The sequence below is a fragment of the Streptomyces sp. ISL-87 genome (assembly GCF_018614095.1).
Classification (GTDB): Bacteria; Actinomycetota; Actinomycetes; order Streptomycetales; family Streptomycetaceae; genus Streptomyces.
Window position 1 is genome coordinate 61,059 of record NZ_JAGGOY010000035.1, and the last position, 14,835, is coordinate 75,893.

Genomic DNA, 14,835 nt, shown 5'->3' on the forward strand with positions numbered 1-14,835 from the left:
TTGCCTTGACAGGCAAAGATGTTTCTTGATTTTGTTTGAATCGGTTTCGTGCCGCGAGGCGACGATCCGCGAGGTGACGATTGCAGGAGTCGGCAATGAAGATCGCAGTTGTGGGCGGCGGTTCCACGTACACACCGGAACTCGTCGACGGATTCGCCCGCCTTTTCCCGCAGGCGGATCTGTGCCTGGTCGACCCGGTCGCCGATCGCCTCGAAGTGATCGGCGGACTCTCCAGCAGGATCTTCGGTGACTACGGCGCCTCGGGCCGCGTCACGTGGACCAGCGACCTCGACGCCGGTCTCACCGACGCCTCCGTGGTCATCCTCCAGCTCCGCGTCGGCGGACAGCAGGCCCGGATCAGCGACGAGACCCTCCCGATGAGCTGCGGCTGCGTCGGTCAGGAGACCACCGGCTTCGGCGGTCTCGCCAAGGCCATGCGCACGGTCCCCGTCGTCCTGGACATCGCCGAGCGCGCGGCGCGCCTCGCCGCGCCCGGCGCCTGGATCGTCGACTTCACCAACCCCGTCGGCATTGTCACCCGCGCCCTGCTGGACGCCGGCCACCGCGCGGTGGGCCTGTGCAACGTGGCCATCGGGCTGGAGCGCTGGATCGCCGAGATGCTCGACGTCAAGCCGTCGTCGGTCCTGCTCGGACACGTCGGGCTCAACCACCTGACGTGGGAGCGGGCCGTGTACGTCGACGGGGTCGACCGCCTGCCCGAGCTCCTGGAGACCCGGCCCGAGGAGCTGGCCGCCGAGGTCGGACTGCCGCCCCGGACTCTGCTCTCCACCCGGTCCCTGCCCTCGTACTACCTGCGCTACTTCTACTGCCACGACGAGGTCGTCCGCGAGGACACCGGCCGCCCCACCCGGGGCGAGCAGGTCGCCGCGATCGAGTCGGAACTGCTCCGGATGTACGCCGACCCGACGCTCAGCAAGAAGCCCAAGCTCCTGGAGGAGCGGGGCGGCGCCTACTACTCGGAGGCGGCGGTCGGGCTGCTGTCCTCGCTGCTGAACCCGAGCGCGGCGGGCCCGCACGCCGTCAACGTACGCAACAACGGCACCCTGCCGTTCCTCTCCGACGACGCCGTCATCGAGGTGACCTGCGACGTGGACACGAACGGCGCCCGCCCCCGGCCGGTCGCCCCGGTCGAGCCGAGCATGTCCGGCCTCATCGCCTCGGTCAGCGCGTACGAGGAACTCGCCCTGGAAGCAGCGATACGCGGGGGCCGCGAGCGCGTCTACGCCGCACTCCTCGCCCACCCGCTGATCGGCCAGCACCAGGCGGCGGAAGAGCTCACGGACAAGCTGATCGCGGCCAATGCCGAACACCTGGCATGGGCTCGCTGAAGCCCGCCCCCCATCGACAGCGGACGCAAGGGCCACACGCGGGCCGGTACCACTGACCAAGGATCGGACACACGAAGCATGACCATGCACGACGACGAGATCATCATCGAGGACGAGGCCGTCCGTGAGCTCATCGCCACCCAGTTCCCCGAATGGAAGGCGCTGGAGGTCCGCCGCCTGACGTCGAGCGGCACGGTGAACGGAATCTTCCGCATCGGCGACGAGCTGGCGGCCCGCTTCCCGCTCCAGTCGGTGGACCCCGAGGTCTGCCGGGAGACCCTCCAGCGCGAGGCCCGGGCCTCGCAGCGGTTCGCCGAGCACTGTCCGGTCGCGGCTCCGCGCCCCGTCGCCCTCGGCGAGCCGGGCAGCGGCTACCCCCTGCCGTGGTCGGTGCAGATCTGGGTCCCCGGAGAGGTCGCCACCGCGGGCTTCGGCGGATCCCCGGACTTCGCCCGCGACCTCGCGGGTCTCCTCAAGGCGCTGCGGACCGCCGACACCGAGGGCCGCACCTTCCAGGGCGAGAACCGGGGCGGCCACCTGCCCGACCACGACGAATGGGTCGAGCTCTGCTTCGAGAAGAGCGAGGGCCTGCTCGACGTGCCCCTGCTCCGCCGGCTCTGGAGCCACTTCCGCGAGCTCCCCGACAAGCCGGGCGACGTGATGACCCACGGCGACCTGACCCCGAACAACGTCCTGGTCGAGGGCGGCCGGTTGGCCGGCGTCCTCGACAGCGGCGATTTCGCCCCGGCCGACCCCGCCCTCGACGTCATCGCCGCGTGGCACCTGCTCGACGACCCGTCTCGCGCGGTGTTCCGCGAGGAGCTGGGCTGCGACGACCTCGAATGGGAGCGCAGCAAGGCGTGGGCGTTCGAGCAGTGCATGGGCGCGATCTGGTACTACATCGACACCAACCCGGCGATGTACAACATGGGTCGTACCACCCTCGCGCGCATCGTCTCCAACACCCAGGTCTGATTTTCGAGCACAGTCACCGCGAGGGAGGAAGAACGTGTTGAACCGTACTGCCCTGACGCCCGGGGAACGCGAGCAGCTGGACACCGAGGGATATGTGGTCCTCCTCGACGTGTTCACTCCGCAGGAATGCGACGAGCTGGGCGACGAGATGGACACCTCGTGGGAGAAGTTCCGCCTCCACGAGATCAGCGATTCCGAGGAGGGCGTCCGTTTCGTCGACAACGCCCTGTACTACTCGGCCAAGGTGCAGGACGGCCTCCTGCACCCGCTGCTCCTCGACGCCGCGAGCCAGATGGTCGGACCGCGGCTCCTGCTGAACCTGATCAACGGCCGCTCGCCCGCCGCGGGTGCGGCGGGCCAGCCACTGCACGTCTTGGACCGCCGTCGCGGGCGGCCCTTCGACAAGTGCAACGCGATCTGGTGCCTCGACGACTTCACCGCCGAGAACGGCGCGACGCGCGTCATCCCGGGTTCCCACCTGGACGACACCGCCGCACTGGCCCGGATGGGCGACGCGATGGACGCCCACCCGGACGAGGTCATAGTCGAGGCGCCTCGCGGTGCCGTCATCATGCACAACTCGCACCTCATCCACAGCGGTCGCCCGAACGCCAGCGGCGCCGACCGCCGGAGCATCCACGCGGCCTACACGCACCCGGAGATCCCGACGCACTACGATTGGACGGCGCTGCCGCCGGCCATCGTCGCGGACCTGTCGGAGCAGGCGTTCGACCTGCTGGGCCTGAAGGAGGCGGCGCTGGACATGGAGGGCCTCGGAGCCCGGGTCTGAGACACGCGGCGCGGGAAGGCGCGGCGCAGCCGGGACACACCGGCCGCCGCGCCTTCGGCGATCCCGGATAGTGTGACGAGACATCCTCCGTACGCCCTTCGCTCGCCCTCCGCACGCCCCTGTGAAAGGCCTTCATGTCGGCCCTGCTTTCTTGGTCGTGGGTTTGAACTGGTCATTCGTAAGATCGGTGGACCCAGAGGTTCCGGGTATGGCTGTCATGTGGGCGCCGTGAGACGGCTGAAGGAGCTTGGCCGCCCGGAGCCCCGCGACGACTCGACCGCCAATTGGGAGATGCGACTCGATCGCTGTGTAGGGCAATGTCGGCGAGGTCGTCTGCTGGGCTGTGAACGCGCGACGAGCTGGCGGAGGTGGCCGTGCCCCGGATCTGGGCCGGAGTGGACATCGGCAAGGAACATCACCACTGCGTGGTGATCGAGAGCCACGGCGGTGTGCGTCTTTCCGACGCCGGCGGTCCCAGCAGGGCTGCGTTGGCTTTGGCCTCGACGAAGGCGAGGGTGGCCAGATCTTTGATCTTGCGGGGGTCGAGTTCGGGCTGGAAAGCGAAGTCGTACTCGTCCAGGGTCTTGTGGTGCGGCAGTTTGGAGAGCCGGAGGCCGTGGCGGAAGCGCCGGTCGTCGCGGACTGCGAGTTCTTCGGCGAGGACGAGGTCGAGAAACTCGAGGTAGCCCATCTTGGCGTCGTCTGCTCTGTCGGCGTACTGGGTCAGGCTCTCGGCCAGGTGGGGCAGGCCGAGCTTGGCGGCCGTGCTGCGGATGCGGGTGCTGACCAGCGCGCTCAACTGAGCTCCTCCGGCGTGGGGTGGGTTGTGAAGGGACGGGTCCCGGTCAGTTCGTCATAGACGGACAGCGGTCTGCGGCCGACCTCGACTCGGACGGCTGCTGCCCGGTTGAGGAGAGCCATCAGCGAGCGGGTTTCCTGGCTCAAGGCGTCTTGGTGGCGGAGCCGGGGTGGGATGTCGCCGGTGGTGGTTCGCCGGTTCCGTCCGTCGGGAAGACCGTCCCAGTGCTTTTCGTCGACGACGCAGGCCCCGCGGCCGACGGCCCGCCGACGGGTGGCCAGCAGGGTCACTCCGTCGGCGTTCGGCATGGTGGCATGCAGGGTGATCTGGGACTTCGTGGCCCTGACTTCGCCCAGTTGACGCGGGCGGACCTTTCGGGCCGGCACTGCGTAGAGGTTCGCGTCGAAGGCAACAAGGCAGTCCTTGCCGACATGGCGAAGGTGTCGCTGAGTGACGACATAGGGCGTCGCCGGCAGCGGACGCAGGGCCATGTGGTCGCGGATCGCGCGGTGGCCGATGACTTCACCGTGGGTACCGTGGGATTTGGCTCGGCGGAGGGGTACCCAGGCGTTGAACGCGGCGTCCAGTTCCTCGGTGGAGGAGAAGGCCCGTCCGGCCAGGACGTGGTCGCGGACGATCAGGACTTGCCGCTCGACCCGGCCCTTTCCGGTGGGGCGGTAGGCGGCCAGGACGTCGATGTCGAAGTCGTAGTGCCCGGCGAATCCGACGGCTTCGGGATGCAGAGGGACCGCCTCGCCCGGTGCGACGTGCCGGCGGACGACGGTCTTGGTGCGCTCGTAGACGATCGACATCGGCACCCCGCCGAAGTGGGCGAACGCCTGGCGGTGGCAGTCAAAGAATGTGGCAAGGTCCTGGCTGGTGGTCAAGCAGCAGAACGGACCCCGCGAGTAGGACAAGGTCATGTGGAACGAGTAGACCTTCGGGATCCCGACGTGGGCGAGGATCTTTCCCTCGTCTCCCCAGTCGACCTGGGCCTGTGCTCCGGGGACCACTTCGAACCTGCGGTGGAGACCGGCGAGCTCCCCTGGGGTGATGCCCAGTTCTTCCGCGACTCGGGGCCGGGCCTCTTGCATGTAGAGCTTCACCCGCTGGTAGTTGCCGGTGAAGCCGTACTCCGCAACCAGCCGCTCGTGGACCACTGCCCCTTTGATCAGGATCTCCGACCGCAGCATCGCGTCGATCAGTGGCGCAACATCATCCACCATCCGTCCGCGAGCGTGCCCGGTCGATGACCGACGAGGCGGAGACATCGGGGCCCGGGTGGTCAGGTATTTGCGGGGACCGTGCGGCGGTTGAGCCCCGTCTCCCTCGCGATCTCGGACAAGCTCATCGCCGCGGACTCGAACAGTCCGCAAAAACGCCGAACCTCCATCCACCGCTGCGGGTCCAAGACCACGGTGAGCCGCCCTCCACCACCCCGAACAGGCCAGCAGCAGGCTGCCCAGCAGCATCCCTCAGCACGTCAAAAGCTGGGCACGTTCATTCGTACGTGGCTGGGCACGTTCATGTGTACGCCGACAACTGTCCCGGCACCACGAACCAGTCCCACCAGGCGGCGAGCCTGGTCCTCGCCCAGGACGGGCTCGCGCCCCGGGCCTCGGAATCCGACATAGCGTCCACGCTCGCACCCTAGGCGGCGGCACGACCGGCGGGCGTCCCTCTTCAGTCGCGCGGTCCGACGACGAAAGTCGAGGTCGCGCATGCGCCCGCCCCCGCACACATTCGTTTACCGGCCGGCCGCCTCCGCGATCGTCACGAGGCAGGTCTCGCTGATGACCGCGCCTCGCCGCCGCTTGACCGTGGCGGAGGCGAGCCCGAGGTCGATGCTGCGGCAGCCGAGCTCGAAGGCGTACCGGACGGGGCCGTGGATCATCGCCTGGAGGTAGGCGAACTCGCGGCCGGGCACGTCGTCGGCGAGCCCGATCTCGTACCCCCCCAGGACCTCGCCCTGGACGGCGAAGAAGTAGACCGCGACGAGGCGGCCCGCGTCGTCGCGGACGACGCTGGCGTGGCAGGCGTCCTCGCCGAAGGCGCGGACCCATTCCCGGAGCCGGAAGAGGCTGAGGCGGGGGTGGTCGACGACGCCGTACTTCGCCTTGACGGCGAAGACCAGCGGGGCGGCCTCTTCCAGCACGGAGACGGCGGGCACCCGGGCCGCCGGGTAGCCGAGGGCCTCGAAGCGGCGCCGGTCCTTGCGGCAGCGTTCCCGCTGTGAGGGGCTCAGCGCGGCGATGTGCTGCTCCGGGTCGTCGCCGGTGAGATACAGGTTGGCGGTCTCGTCGAGGGTACGGACGAGGGCGCGCGGCCCGATACCGGCGGCGAAGGCCTCGGCCTCCTCGCGGCGGACGTGCAGGGCGACCGGCAGGTCCCCCGCCTCGTCGGCCTCGCCGAAGACCTGGGCGGCGAGGGCCGCCTGCACGCGCGCGGTCTCCTTGTCGTCCAGCCGCGTGTCGGTCACCGCACCGGCGGCCAGGTCGCGGCAGCCGCCGACGACGGCCCAGCGCCGCGAGTCCTTCAGGACGGGCCGCTCCAGCTGCTCGCCGAGCTCGTTCAGGTCGTAGAACCCTCCGGAGAAGCGGGCGGAGGACGGACGGTGGGCACCGAGGACGCCGATGACCCGCCCGCCGATCAGGGCCACGGCCCAGCGGGTCCGCCACCGGCCGTCCCCGTCCATGGAGGCGAGGCGGCGCGGCGAGAGGCTGACGGAACGGGGGCGACAGGTGACGTCGAGCAGCTCCGCAGGGAAGGTCTCCCGGGTCTCGACGGTGAGGGGGCCGCTGTTGTCGGTCACGCCTCTCCCTTGCTTCGGTGACGGCTGATACTCCCCCAACTGCCAGGGGTGTGAAGGATGTTAGGGGCTGACACAGGAGGTGTCAGCAATCAAGGGGAAAGTTCTCGAATGCGGAGACAATCCCCATTCGAGTTCGGCCAATCGTCGAAAACCAGCCAGGCCGCCCCCGGTGTGAGAGGCGCGAGAGGAACGCGAGAGGAACGCGAAACGGCCGGCATCCGGGAGGATGCCGGCCGTTTCGCCGCGGTCGACCTCAGGCGTTCGCCGCCGGCTGCGGTGCCGTCCCGGACATCCACAGCGGACGCACCGACGTACGCGAGATGCGCCAGCCGGCGGACGTGCGGCGCAGGTCCGCCTCCCACACACCGCCCACGGTGAACAGCGGGTCGAGGTCCTCGCCGAGCGCCTTGAGGGCGGCCTCGTGGTGGACGTGGGTCATCAGGGAGTTCCACGACGCCGTGGCCGACGAACCATCGCCGTCGCCCTCGCCATCGCCGTCGACATCGATCAGAAGGTCCGTGTTTCTTACGTCGTCGAAGCGGAGCGCTTCGGCCTGACACAGCCAAAGCAGAATCGGGGCCGGTGACCACACGGGCGGACCAGCACACTGACACCGCTGCAAAATGGTGTCGCCGTGAATCGCCGACAGTGGCACCGGTCTCGATATCCTGCGTAAGACGCGTTTGGCAGGATGATCTCCAAAAAGCTTGGATACCGTGGATACCGACCGGACTGTCCAGCATTCTCGAGTCGTACGGGTATGCAACCGCATCCGTTACAGATAGATAGGCGACTTTGGTGTTTTGGTCTGGTATTCCGTCTCTGGAGTGGGAGCTGAGCCGGAGAGGGTGGTCCCTTCCCGGCCTCGTGGTCATCGCCTGGTGGTCCGTCCGGTTCGGCTGTCCGAATACCTGGCGGAACACCGAAGCGTCCGTGTCGACGCACGGGTGGTTGGCCACCCCTTCGATCAACCCGGCCTAGGACCCGACGGACAGCGACCGGATCTCGATCACTGAGCTTCTTCGAGTTGGCCACCGATCGGGTGACGGGCCGTGAAGCGCAACGAGCGAGGCCCCTGGGCTGTTGATCGAGATGTCTGACGTCTCAATCACGTAGCTCGGGGGCCTTGTTGGTCATCCATCCTGCCGCACTCGACCTGCCGCACGCACTCGTGGAGTGGGTCACCATGCTGATCGTTACCCGTGAGGGCGACCGGCGCTGCAAGCTCCGTCCGTCCCAGCGCGCGATGGTGGCACTGGTGTACCTGCGCGAACACGCCACGCTGGCGAAGCTCGCGACCGGATTCGGGATCAGCGTGTCCACCGCCCACGCCTACACCAGCGCCGTCGTCGACCTGCTCGCCGCACGTGCCCCGGGTCTGCTGAAGACGCTGCGCGAGCATGATCCCGACTTCGTTTTTGGCTCTACATGTTTGCGATGACGCACCACGTGGAGTGCGTGGCGATCCTGGAGCCGGTGAAGTAGGGGCGCGCCAGCCAACCGAACGGGCAGCCGCGAGGGTCTGGTTCCTCCGCCGCGGAGGCGATACGGTCGGCTGATGACCGATGCGGACGGCCACTTCTCGAAGCAGGTGGCAGAGCGGTACGACGATGCCCAGGGACCCCAGTTCCAGAAGGAGGTCATCGAGCAGACCGTGGATCTCCTCGCGGAACTCGCGGGGGACGGCAGGGCCCTGGAGCTGGGAATCGGGACGGGGCGCATCGCGCTGCCGCTGGCCCGGCGGGGCGTCCCGGTTCACGGCATCGACATGTCCCGGGCGATGGTGGACCGCATGCGCGCCAAGCCGGGCGGTGAGCGGATCGGCGTGTCGATCGGCGATTTCGCCGGGACGACGGTGGACACGACGGCCGATGGGCCCTTCTCCCTGGCCTACCTCGTCTTCAACACCATCATGAACCTGACGAGCCAGGAGGCCCAGGTCGCCTGCTTCCGCAACGCCGCCGAGCACCTGGCGCCCGGGGGCTGTTTCGTCGTCGAGGTGCTGGTCCCGGAGCTCCGCAAGATCCCGGCCGGGCAGAACATCGTCCCGTTCCGCACCGGTCCGCGCGAGTGGGCCTACACCGTCTACGACACCGTCACCCAGGACGCGACCTGCCACTACATCGAGATCGCGGAAGATGGCCACGGCGAAGCCAGGACGATCCCCTTCCGCTACGTCTGGCCCGCGGAGCTGGACCTGATGGCCCAGCTCGCCGGCCTGCGGCTGCGTGACCGCTGGGACGGCTGGACGCGCCTGCCCTTCACCGAGGACAGCGCCCAGCACGTCTCCGTCTGGGAGAAGCCGATCAGCTGACCCCGGGAGAAGGGGCCGGGTGCTCGTCGAGCGCCCCCTTCTCCCGGGGCGACCGGGGGTCGGCGTGATCAGCGGATGAGGTCCTGGGCGCGCTGCAGCTCCGGAGCGGGCGCGTGAGTGGGCCCTGCGCGTGGGGGGCGACTCGGAGCCCGCGCGCATACCGTCCACGGGCGGCATGCCTCCGGAGCCGTGGGAGTTTAGGAATCGACAGAGGGTCCTCAAGCGGCTGTTGCGTGAGGCCGACCGGCCCTGGGAGGGGCGGCCTCGGGTCGCGCTGCTGTCGGGGCCCACGGGCAGTGGCACCACTTCGGTGGCGCTCCGGCTCGCGGTCGAGGCGCGAGCGCTTTCCAGACGGCCAGTACTACGTCGACCTCCTCGGGCCCGAGGCCGTACGCCTCTGCCGACTCACGGCCTGCGGCGGCTGGCCGTCCGTCAGCGCGGCGATCGCCGCCGCTGCCGCCGGTATCGACGAGGAGGCCGCAGCTCGAGTGCTGGACGAGGCCGTGGATGTGGGGATGGAGACCCTTTCCGATCTGCGCTACCGGTTCCGGCCCGACATCCGGCGGCAGTTGGCCAGGCCGCCGCGTCCGAGTACGGCGCCCAGGCGTGTTCGGACGCCGTGGACCGCGTACTCGACACGCTCCTCGTCCGCGTCCTGCACACTTCCCGCGCGGCCCTGCCGGAGAGTTGGCGCACCGAGCTGCCGGAGGAGTTCCCTGCCGGGTACGCGGCCGTGCAGGACGGCATCGCCGTCCTGGCGGCGGAAGTGACCGATGTGGCCCGGGCAGTCGTCGTCGCCGAGGAGCGCGGTCGGATCAGCACGGCGTTGTGGCTGGCCCGCGCCCTGTGGCCACGTCACAGCTGTTGTCGTTCCGATCTTGAGGGGTGTGTGTCGAACGGGAGTCTCGATCGGGTGATCGCGGCTGGCCTCGGGCATGAAGGCAGGGCCTCTTGGTAGCTCGGGGTTGCGAAGCCAACCGAGATCCAGGAGACCCTGTTGCCGCAGTTCTACGCGCTCGCCCCGGTGGACTTCAACTCAATGTCTCCGTCGTGTGATTGTGTCGCCCACCGGTTCGGAAACGCCGCCGATCATCCGGAACGTGTTCGGCGGTATCCCTCGGACATGACGGACGCGGAGTGGGCCGTGGTCCGGCCGCTGCCCGGCTGGCGCGACCACGCCCTGATCAAGGAGTTCCACGACCGGCTGCGCGCAAGGATCCGCGAGAGGGAGGAGCGGGATGCGGAGCTGACGGCCGGCGTGATCGACTCGCAGTCCGTCAAAGCGATGCCGTCGTCGGCTCCGACAGCCGCGGCTTCGGCGGCGGCAAGCTGATCAACGGGCGCAAGCGGCACGTCGTGGTCGACAGCCTCGGCCTGCTGCTGTGGGTGATGGTCACCGCCGCGGACACCGGCGACCGCGCCGCCGCCCGGGCCCTGCTTGAGCAGGTGACCGACGCGCACCACCGCCTCGCCCTGGTCTAGGCCGACGCGGCCACACCGGCCCCCTCGTCGAGTACTGCCTGGCCACGCTCGCCCTGGTCCTCGCGATCGTCCAACACAGCGACGACACGCGCAGCTTCGTGGTCCTGCCCAAGCGGTGGATCGTCGAGCGCCTCTTCGCCCACCTGATGCGCACCCGCCGCCTGGCACGCGACTACGAACGCCGCACCACCAGCGCCGAGGCGATGGTCTGCTGGTCGATGACCCTGCTCATGACCTGCCGCCTCGCGCGGCCGCGGCCTTCGCGAGCATGAACCTGCCCGGCGCGGGTTCGTCCAGCCAGCCGCGCGCGACTAGGCGTTTCGCCTCCGACCGCAGTGCCTCCACCTTGGCCGGCACCGCGATGGACTGGCGGGCGCGGCGGAGCTGCCGCGGGGGGAGGTCGTGATCCCCGGTCGTCGTCATGGGCCGTAAACTATCAGGCAGCTTTCCTGATAGATAGAGGGTGTTCGATCTTCCGTCCATCCGGCCGCCTAGGATGACCCCGTGACCCCAACGGTTCCCGCCCCCTCCCCGGCCTCGCCGAGCACCGCCCGGGCGGTCAACGACCGGCTGGCGCTGCGGCTCCTCCAGGACCAGGGCCCCCTGACAGCCGCCCAGCTCAAGACGCTGACCGGCCTCTCGCGTCCGTCGGTCGCGGACCTGGTCGACCGGCTCGCGGCGGCCGGGATGATCAAGGTGGTGGGCGAGTCCGGCGTACAGCGGCGCGGACCCAACGCCCGCCTGTACGGCATCGTCGCCCGCCGCGCCTTCCTCGCCGCCCTCGACGTACGCACCGACAGCGCGACCGCGGTCGTCACCGACCTGGTCGGCCAGCCCCTCACCCGGACCCCGCTTCCGGTGGACGCGCCCGAGGCGGCCGTGGCCGAACTGCGCCGGGCGGCCCGCGAGGTGGGCGCGGCCGAGCTGCACACCGTGGCGGTCGGCGCGCCCGGCCTGGTGTCCCCGGCGACCGGCGAACTGCGCGACACCAGCGGCCTGCCGGCCTGGCACCGGGAACTGGTGGCCGCGCTCCAGCGGGAGTTGCCCGCCCGGATCCTGGTCGAGAACGAGACCAACCTCGCCGCCGTCGCCGAGCAGCGCTGCGGCGTCGCCCGGAACCTCGACTCCTTCGTGCTGCTCTGGCTGGGCGCGGGCGTCAGCGCCACAGTGGTCCTGGACGGCCGACTGCGCCGGGGCGCGTCCGGTGGCGCGGGCGAGATCGGCTTCCTGCCCGTACCCGGCACCGCCGGTCTGCCCTCCGCCACCGACTGCGGCGGCGGCTTCCACGCCCTCGCCGGGCGCGAGGCGGTGGCGTCACTGGCGGCGGAGCACGGGTTCGCGGGGCCGGTGGAGGAAGCGGTGGCGGGCGCTGCCGGCGAAGCCTTCCTGGAGGCCCTGGCCGAACGGCTCGCCCTGGGAGCGGCAGCCGTGGCGGCGGTGCTCGACCCGGGCTGTGTGGTCCTGGGCGGCGAACTCGGCCTCGCGGGCGGCCCCGCCCTGGCCGCCCGCGTCGCCACCCGCCTGTCGGCCCTCACCCCGGTTCCCACGGAGGTCAGGGCCACCACCCTCGGCGGCGACGCGGTCCTGGAGGGCGCCCGCCTGTCGGCCCGCGACGCGGCCCGGGAGGCGCTGCTCGGCGGGAGGTGAGGGACCCCAAGACCCCCACCCCGATCCCCGGCCGGCGCCGCCCGTTACCCCCGTCTCCCGGACGCGGCCAGGAACTCCTCGAACGTGCCCTTGCCCACCGCGTGGGACGGGGCCAGATTGCCGCCGCGCCTGAAGGCGGCGTAGGCCTTGCCCGCCAAGGGGACCGGGAGGACCGGGCGGCGGGAGCCGCGGTATGCGAGGTGGGTACGGACCAGGTCGGGGAGGGTGTGGGTCTCGGGGCCGCCCATGTCCGGGACGCGGATCGTCACGCCCAGGCCGGATTCCTCCAGCATCCGCTCGGCGTTGTACTTCACCTTGTAGTAGGGGGGACCACGTCCACGCCGACGATCGAGATATAGATGGCGCTTACACCGAGCGGTGCTGGGCTCACCGTTCGAGGTCCCATGAACGCTCGCTGCGAGGGGTGAGCCGCTGGGAAAACCTGGTCATGTTTCGGTGCCAACGTGCCGCTGAGGGAGGCGCCGATGCTGACTTTTGCTGACTTCCGGCGACTCGTAACGCTCTGACCTGCGGAAATGCTCTGAGATCCAATGGTTCTGGAACTGGATCGGACGGTCCCAAGAGGATATCGCACAGGCCCGCGAGGACTGGATGAACGGCACCCGCTTCGGCGAGGTGAAGGGCTACGACAGCGCTCCGATTCCGGCCCCGGAGCTGCCCCCAACTCGCTTGAAGCCTAGGGGAAGGGTGCGCTGAACTGCGCTGATCTCATCTCCGCAGGCATCAGGTGCGGCGGTTGTCGCCATTCCGCTTCCAGGGGCCTGGTGAAAGTTGGCGCGGCGTCTGGGTTGGCTTCTTGATCTTGAAGTCGAGCCTCATGTGTACCAAGCTGTGGTCAGGTCTAGTCGGACGAATGCTGACCCTTTGCTGACTCTACTGACGAGTAGTCAGATGCCTGGAGGGAGAGTCGGGAGGTTCCTCGTGGCAAAGGTGCGTCACGCAGAGGTGCCCGGTCGCGAACCGTTCGACTGCCACGGACAGGTCCAGTTCGACTTCCCCTTCAGGGTCGAGCCCGCAGTTGGCCCGCGGCGGAGGCCGGCATGCGAGGTTGTTGGCAGTCAACAAGGCGCCGTGTTGGAGCAGCCGCGGTCGCACCGGCAAGGCCCCATGCCTGGCGGCGTGTCCAGCGGGTGCCCACGGGTGCGGCGATTCTCATGTAGATCAGGCTGTGGCCGGGTCTGGCCGGGCGAATGCTGACTCCTCGTCTTCCCCGAGCGGCGGTGGGTCCGCTCGACGTTTGCGCACAGCATCAGCTGGGACAGGTGGCCGGGCCGGGTGTCGAGGACGCCGTGGAACTCGGTGAGGATGCGGGCGGCGAGCGTGGGGACGGGCAGGGATGCGGACCACAGGCAGGCGGCGTCGTAGCCGACGGGGGCGCGGCGCGGCCCCAGCTCTCCCAGTCGAGCAGGGTCAGGGTCGGGGCGGTGACGTTGGCCCAACCGATGTCGCCGTGCGCGCAGGCCCAGTCGGTGATCGTGGTGTCGACGGCGTCGCCGTAGACCTTGCGGATCCGGCCCGTTAGGTGCTCCTGCCGCATGCACGTCGGCCGGGAGATTTGGGTCCGTAGTCGGGCTTATGGACCACTCCATACAGGCCATGGTTGCCGTCGGGGTACTGGATGCCGTCCTCCCAAACGGTCACCAGAAGTTGCGGTAGACCTCGCGGGAGCGGAGGGTGCGAATTATGATGCGGCCTTCGTCAGGGCTGTGGTTCCTTCGGCGACACTGCGGATATGCAGCCCCCGTGTGGTAGTGAAACGGTCCAGCAGGGTGCTCGTCAGGCAGGTGTTGGCTGGTCGGCTGGCGTAGCGGCTGGTGGCCTTGGGCACCCGTGCCACGAGTGACCTCGGGACGCCTAGACCGTCGGCAATGGTCTCGGCCCAGTCGGCACGAGAGATCCGCTGCGGGCCGCCGAGGTGCAGGAGTGTCGGGGTCTTTGTGCTCAGTGAGGCAACAGTGACTGCCGCGAAGTCATCGACGAGGACGGGAGTACTCCACTGGTCTTGAGGGGCTTGTACGGGTTCTCCTTGCCGAAGACGGTGGGCGCAAGAGGCAAAGAAGTTCAGCCACTTGCTGTCGGGCTCGTCGCGTTCCCAACCATAGACAAGGCTGACACGCAGGATGGAAGCGGCCGGCGCAGCCTCAATGATCTCTTCAGCCAGCAGTTTTGGCGCAACCGTAGGCATTGGTCGGGTCCGGCGCTGACGCTTCGTGGTTGTCCCACGTGCGGCCGTTGAAGACATTGTCGGTGGAGATCAGCACCGTCCGGCATCCGGGGGCGGTGGTGGTGATGTTGATCGCAGCCGCTGTGTGCACCCGGGTGGTGCGGTCAGGGTTGTCCTCGCACCAGGTAACGTCGGAGGGGCCGTGCACAAGCACGATGGCATCCGGGTGGGTGCCCTCGATGGCTCGGGTACAGGAGTCGCGGTCTGCGGCGTCGAGCGCTATCCATGGTGCTGTCGTCTCTTGGGGGGGACGGCGGGAAGCGAGGATGGGGCTGCCGCCAACGTTGGTGACGCTAGTGCGTTGTGGCAAAGGGAGCCCCTGTTCGATGAGCAGGGGCTTCTTCGTGTTCGGAGCATGATCGTGGAGTGGTGGGGGCAGGCAGCGGACGGCTTGTCGTTGATCGAGGAGGGTGTGCGATGCC

The 14,835-nt window shown here is 69.1% G+C and carries 16 protein-coding genes and 4 pseudogenes; 12 read left to right on the forward strand and 8 right to left on the reverse strand.

The window, feature by feature from the left end:
* Positions 1-95 precede the first annotated feature (95 nt).
* The 3 genes from J7I97_RS13645 to J7I97_RS13655 all read left to right on the forward strand — a co-directional run bounded on the left by J7I97_RS13645 (position 96) and on the right by J7I97_RS13655 (position 3,114).
* Positions 96-1,349: a 6-phospho-beta-glucosidase gene (locus tag J7I97_RS13645; protein ID WP_214934423.1), complete on the forward strand. Its 1,254-nt coding sequence runs from the start codon at positions 96-98 to the stop codon at positions 1,347-1,349.
* A gap of 78 nt (positions 1,350-1,427) precedes the next feature.
* Positions 1,428-2,324: an aminoglycoside phosphotransferase family protein gene (locus J7I97_RS13650; RefSeq protein ID WP_214934426.1), complete on the forward strand. Its 897-nt coding sequence runs from the start codon at positions 1,428-1,430 to the stop codon at positions 2,322-2,324.
* 34 nt (positions 2,325-2,358) lie between these two features.
* The gene (locus tag J7I97_RS13655; protein ID WP_214934429.1) at positions 2,359-3,114 is read left to right on the forward strand and encodes a phytanoyl-CoA dioxygenase family protein; all 756 of its coding nucleotides are present in this window, start codon (positions 2,359-2,361) and stop codon (positions 3,112-3,114) included.
* A 434-nt stretch (positions 3,115-3,548) separates the two neighbouring features.
* Here the strand turns inward: J7I97_RS13655 and J7I97_RS13660 are convergent.
* Together J7I97_RS13660 and istA are read right to left on the reverse strand one after the other, a co-directional pair.
* A pseudogene (locus J7I97_RS13660) lies at positions 3,549-3,913 on the reverse strand (ATP-binding protein); the annotation flags it as partial.
* Positions 3,910-5,306 (reverse strand): annotated as a pseudogene (gene istA, locus J7I97_RS13665) (IS21 family transposase). The pseudogenes J7I97_RS13660 and istA, both read right to left, overlap by 4 nt.
* A 117-nt stretch (positions 5,307-5,423) precedes the next feature.
* On the opposite strand from istA, the gene J7I97_RS13670 reads away from it, so the two are divergent.
* The gene (locus J7I97_RS13670; RefSeq protein ID WP_214934432.1) at positions 5,424-5,567 is read left to right on the forward strand and encodes a hypothetical protein; all 144 of its coding nucleotides are present in this window, start codon (positions 5,424-5,426) and stop codon (positions 5,565-5,567) included.
* 93 nt (positions 5,568-5,660) lie between these two features.
* Here the strand turns inward: J7I97_RS13670 and J7I97_RS13675 are convergent, their stop codons facing one another.
* Entirely contained in the window at positions 5,661-6,725 is a 1,065-nt protein-coding gene (locus J7I97_RS13675; protein ID WP_214934435.1) for a GNAT family N-acetyltransferase, read from the reverse strand.
* Between the two features lie 253 nt (positions 6,726-6,978).
* Positions 6,979-7,497 (reverse strand): nuclear transport factor 2 family protein, encoded by a 519-nt coding sequence (locus J7I97_RS13680; protein ID WP_251058777.1) that lies wholly within the window; start codon positions 7,495-7,497, stop codon positions 6,979-6,981.
* A gap of 357 nt (positions 7,498-7,854) precedes the next feature.
* On the opposite strand from J7I97_RS13680, the pseudogene J7I97_RS13685 reads away from it, so the two are divergent.
* The 7 genes and pseudogenes from J7I97_RS13685 to J7I97_RS13705 form a co-directional block, all read left to right on the forward strand.
* A pseudogene (locus J7I97_RS13685) lies at positions 7,855-8,142 on the forward strand (transposase family protein); the annotation flags it as partial.
* A 141-nt stretch (positions 8,143-8,283) separates the two neighbouring features.
* The gene (locus tag J7I97_RS13690) at positions 8,284-9,039 is read left to right on the forward strand and encodes a class I SAM-dependent methyltransferase (RefSeq protein WP_214934443.1); all 756 of its coding nucleotides are present in this window, start codon (positions 8,284-8,286) and stop codon (positions 9,037-9,039) included.
* 619 nt (positions 9,040-9,658) lie between these two features.
* On the forward strand, positions 9,659-9,997 hold the full coding sequence (locus tag J7I97_RS38450) for a hypothetical protein (RefSeq protein ID WP_251058778.1): 339 nt from the start codon (positions 9,659-9,661) through the stop codon (positions 9,995-9,997).
* 165 nt (positions 9,998-10,162) lie between these two features.
* On the forward strand, positions 10,163-10,372 hold the full coding sequence (locus J7I97_RS38455) for a hypothetical protein (RefSeq protein ID WP_251058789.1): 210 nt from the start codon (positions 10,163-10,165) through the stop codon (positions 10,370-10,372).
* A 23-nt stretch (positions 10,373-10,395) separates the two neighbouring features.
* Positions 10,396-10,521, forward strand: a complete 126-nt coding sequence (locus J7I97_RS38460; RefSeq protein ID WP_308369395.1) for a hypothetical protein — start codon at positions 10,396-10,398, stop codon at positions 10,519-10,521.
* A 98-nt stretch (positions 10,522-10,619) separates the two neighbouring features.
* Positions 10,620-10,793 carry a transposase gene (locus J7I97_RS38465; RefSeq protein ID WP_308369394.1) on the forward strand — a complete coding sequence of 58 codons (174 nt, stop codon included), beginning with the start codon at positions 10,620-10,622 and terminating at the stop codon, positions 10,791-10,793.
* Between the two features lie 232 nt (positions 10,794-11,025).
* Positions 11,026-12,168, forward strand: a complete 1,143-nt coding sequence (locus J7I97_RS13705; RefSeq protein WP_214934448.1) for an ROK family transcriptional regulator — start codon at positions 11,026-11,028, stop codon at positions 12,166-12,168.
* A 44-nt stretch (positions 12,169-12,212) separates the two neighbouring features.
* Here J7I97_RS13705 and J7I97_RS13710 read toward each other — a convergent pair whose 3' ends face one another.
* Positions 12,213-12,482 carry a hypothetical protein gene (locus tag J7I97_RS13710; protein ID WP_214934451.1) on the reverse strand — a complete coding sequence of 90 codons (270 nt, stop codon included), beginning with the start codon at positions 12,480-12,482 and terminating at the stop codon, positions 12,213-12,215.
* Between the two features lie 229 nt (positions 12,483-12,711).
* On the opposite strand from J7I97_RS13710, the pseudogene J7I97_RS13715 reads away from it, so the two are divergent.
* Positions 12,712-12,885, forward strand: a pseudogene (locus tag J7I97_RS13715) (pirin family protein); the annotation flags it as partial.
* 553 nt (positions 12,886-13,438) lie between these two features.
* Here the strand turns inward: J7I97_RS13715 and J7I97_RS13720 are convergent.
* From J7I97_RS13720 to J7I97_RS13730, 3 genes are all read right to left on the reverse strand, one after another.
* Positions 13,439-13,726, reverse strand: coding sequence for a hypothetical protein (locus J7I97_RS13720; protein ID WP_214934454.1), 288 nt, complete (start codon positions 13,724-13,726; stop codon positions 13,439-13,441).
* Between the two features lie 144 nt (positions 13,727-13,870).
* Entirely contained in the window at positions 13,871-14,374 is a 504-nt protein-coding gene (locus J7I97_RS13725; protein ID WP_214934457.1) for a sugar nucleotide-binding protein, read from the reverse strand.
* The coding region (locus J7I97_RS13730; RefSeq protein WP_214934461.1) for a sugar nucleotide-binding protein at positions 14,343-14,835 on the reverse strand (493 nt) is incomplete at its 5' end. The genes J7I97_RS13725 and J7I97_RS13730, both read right to left, overlap by 32 nt.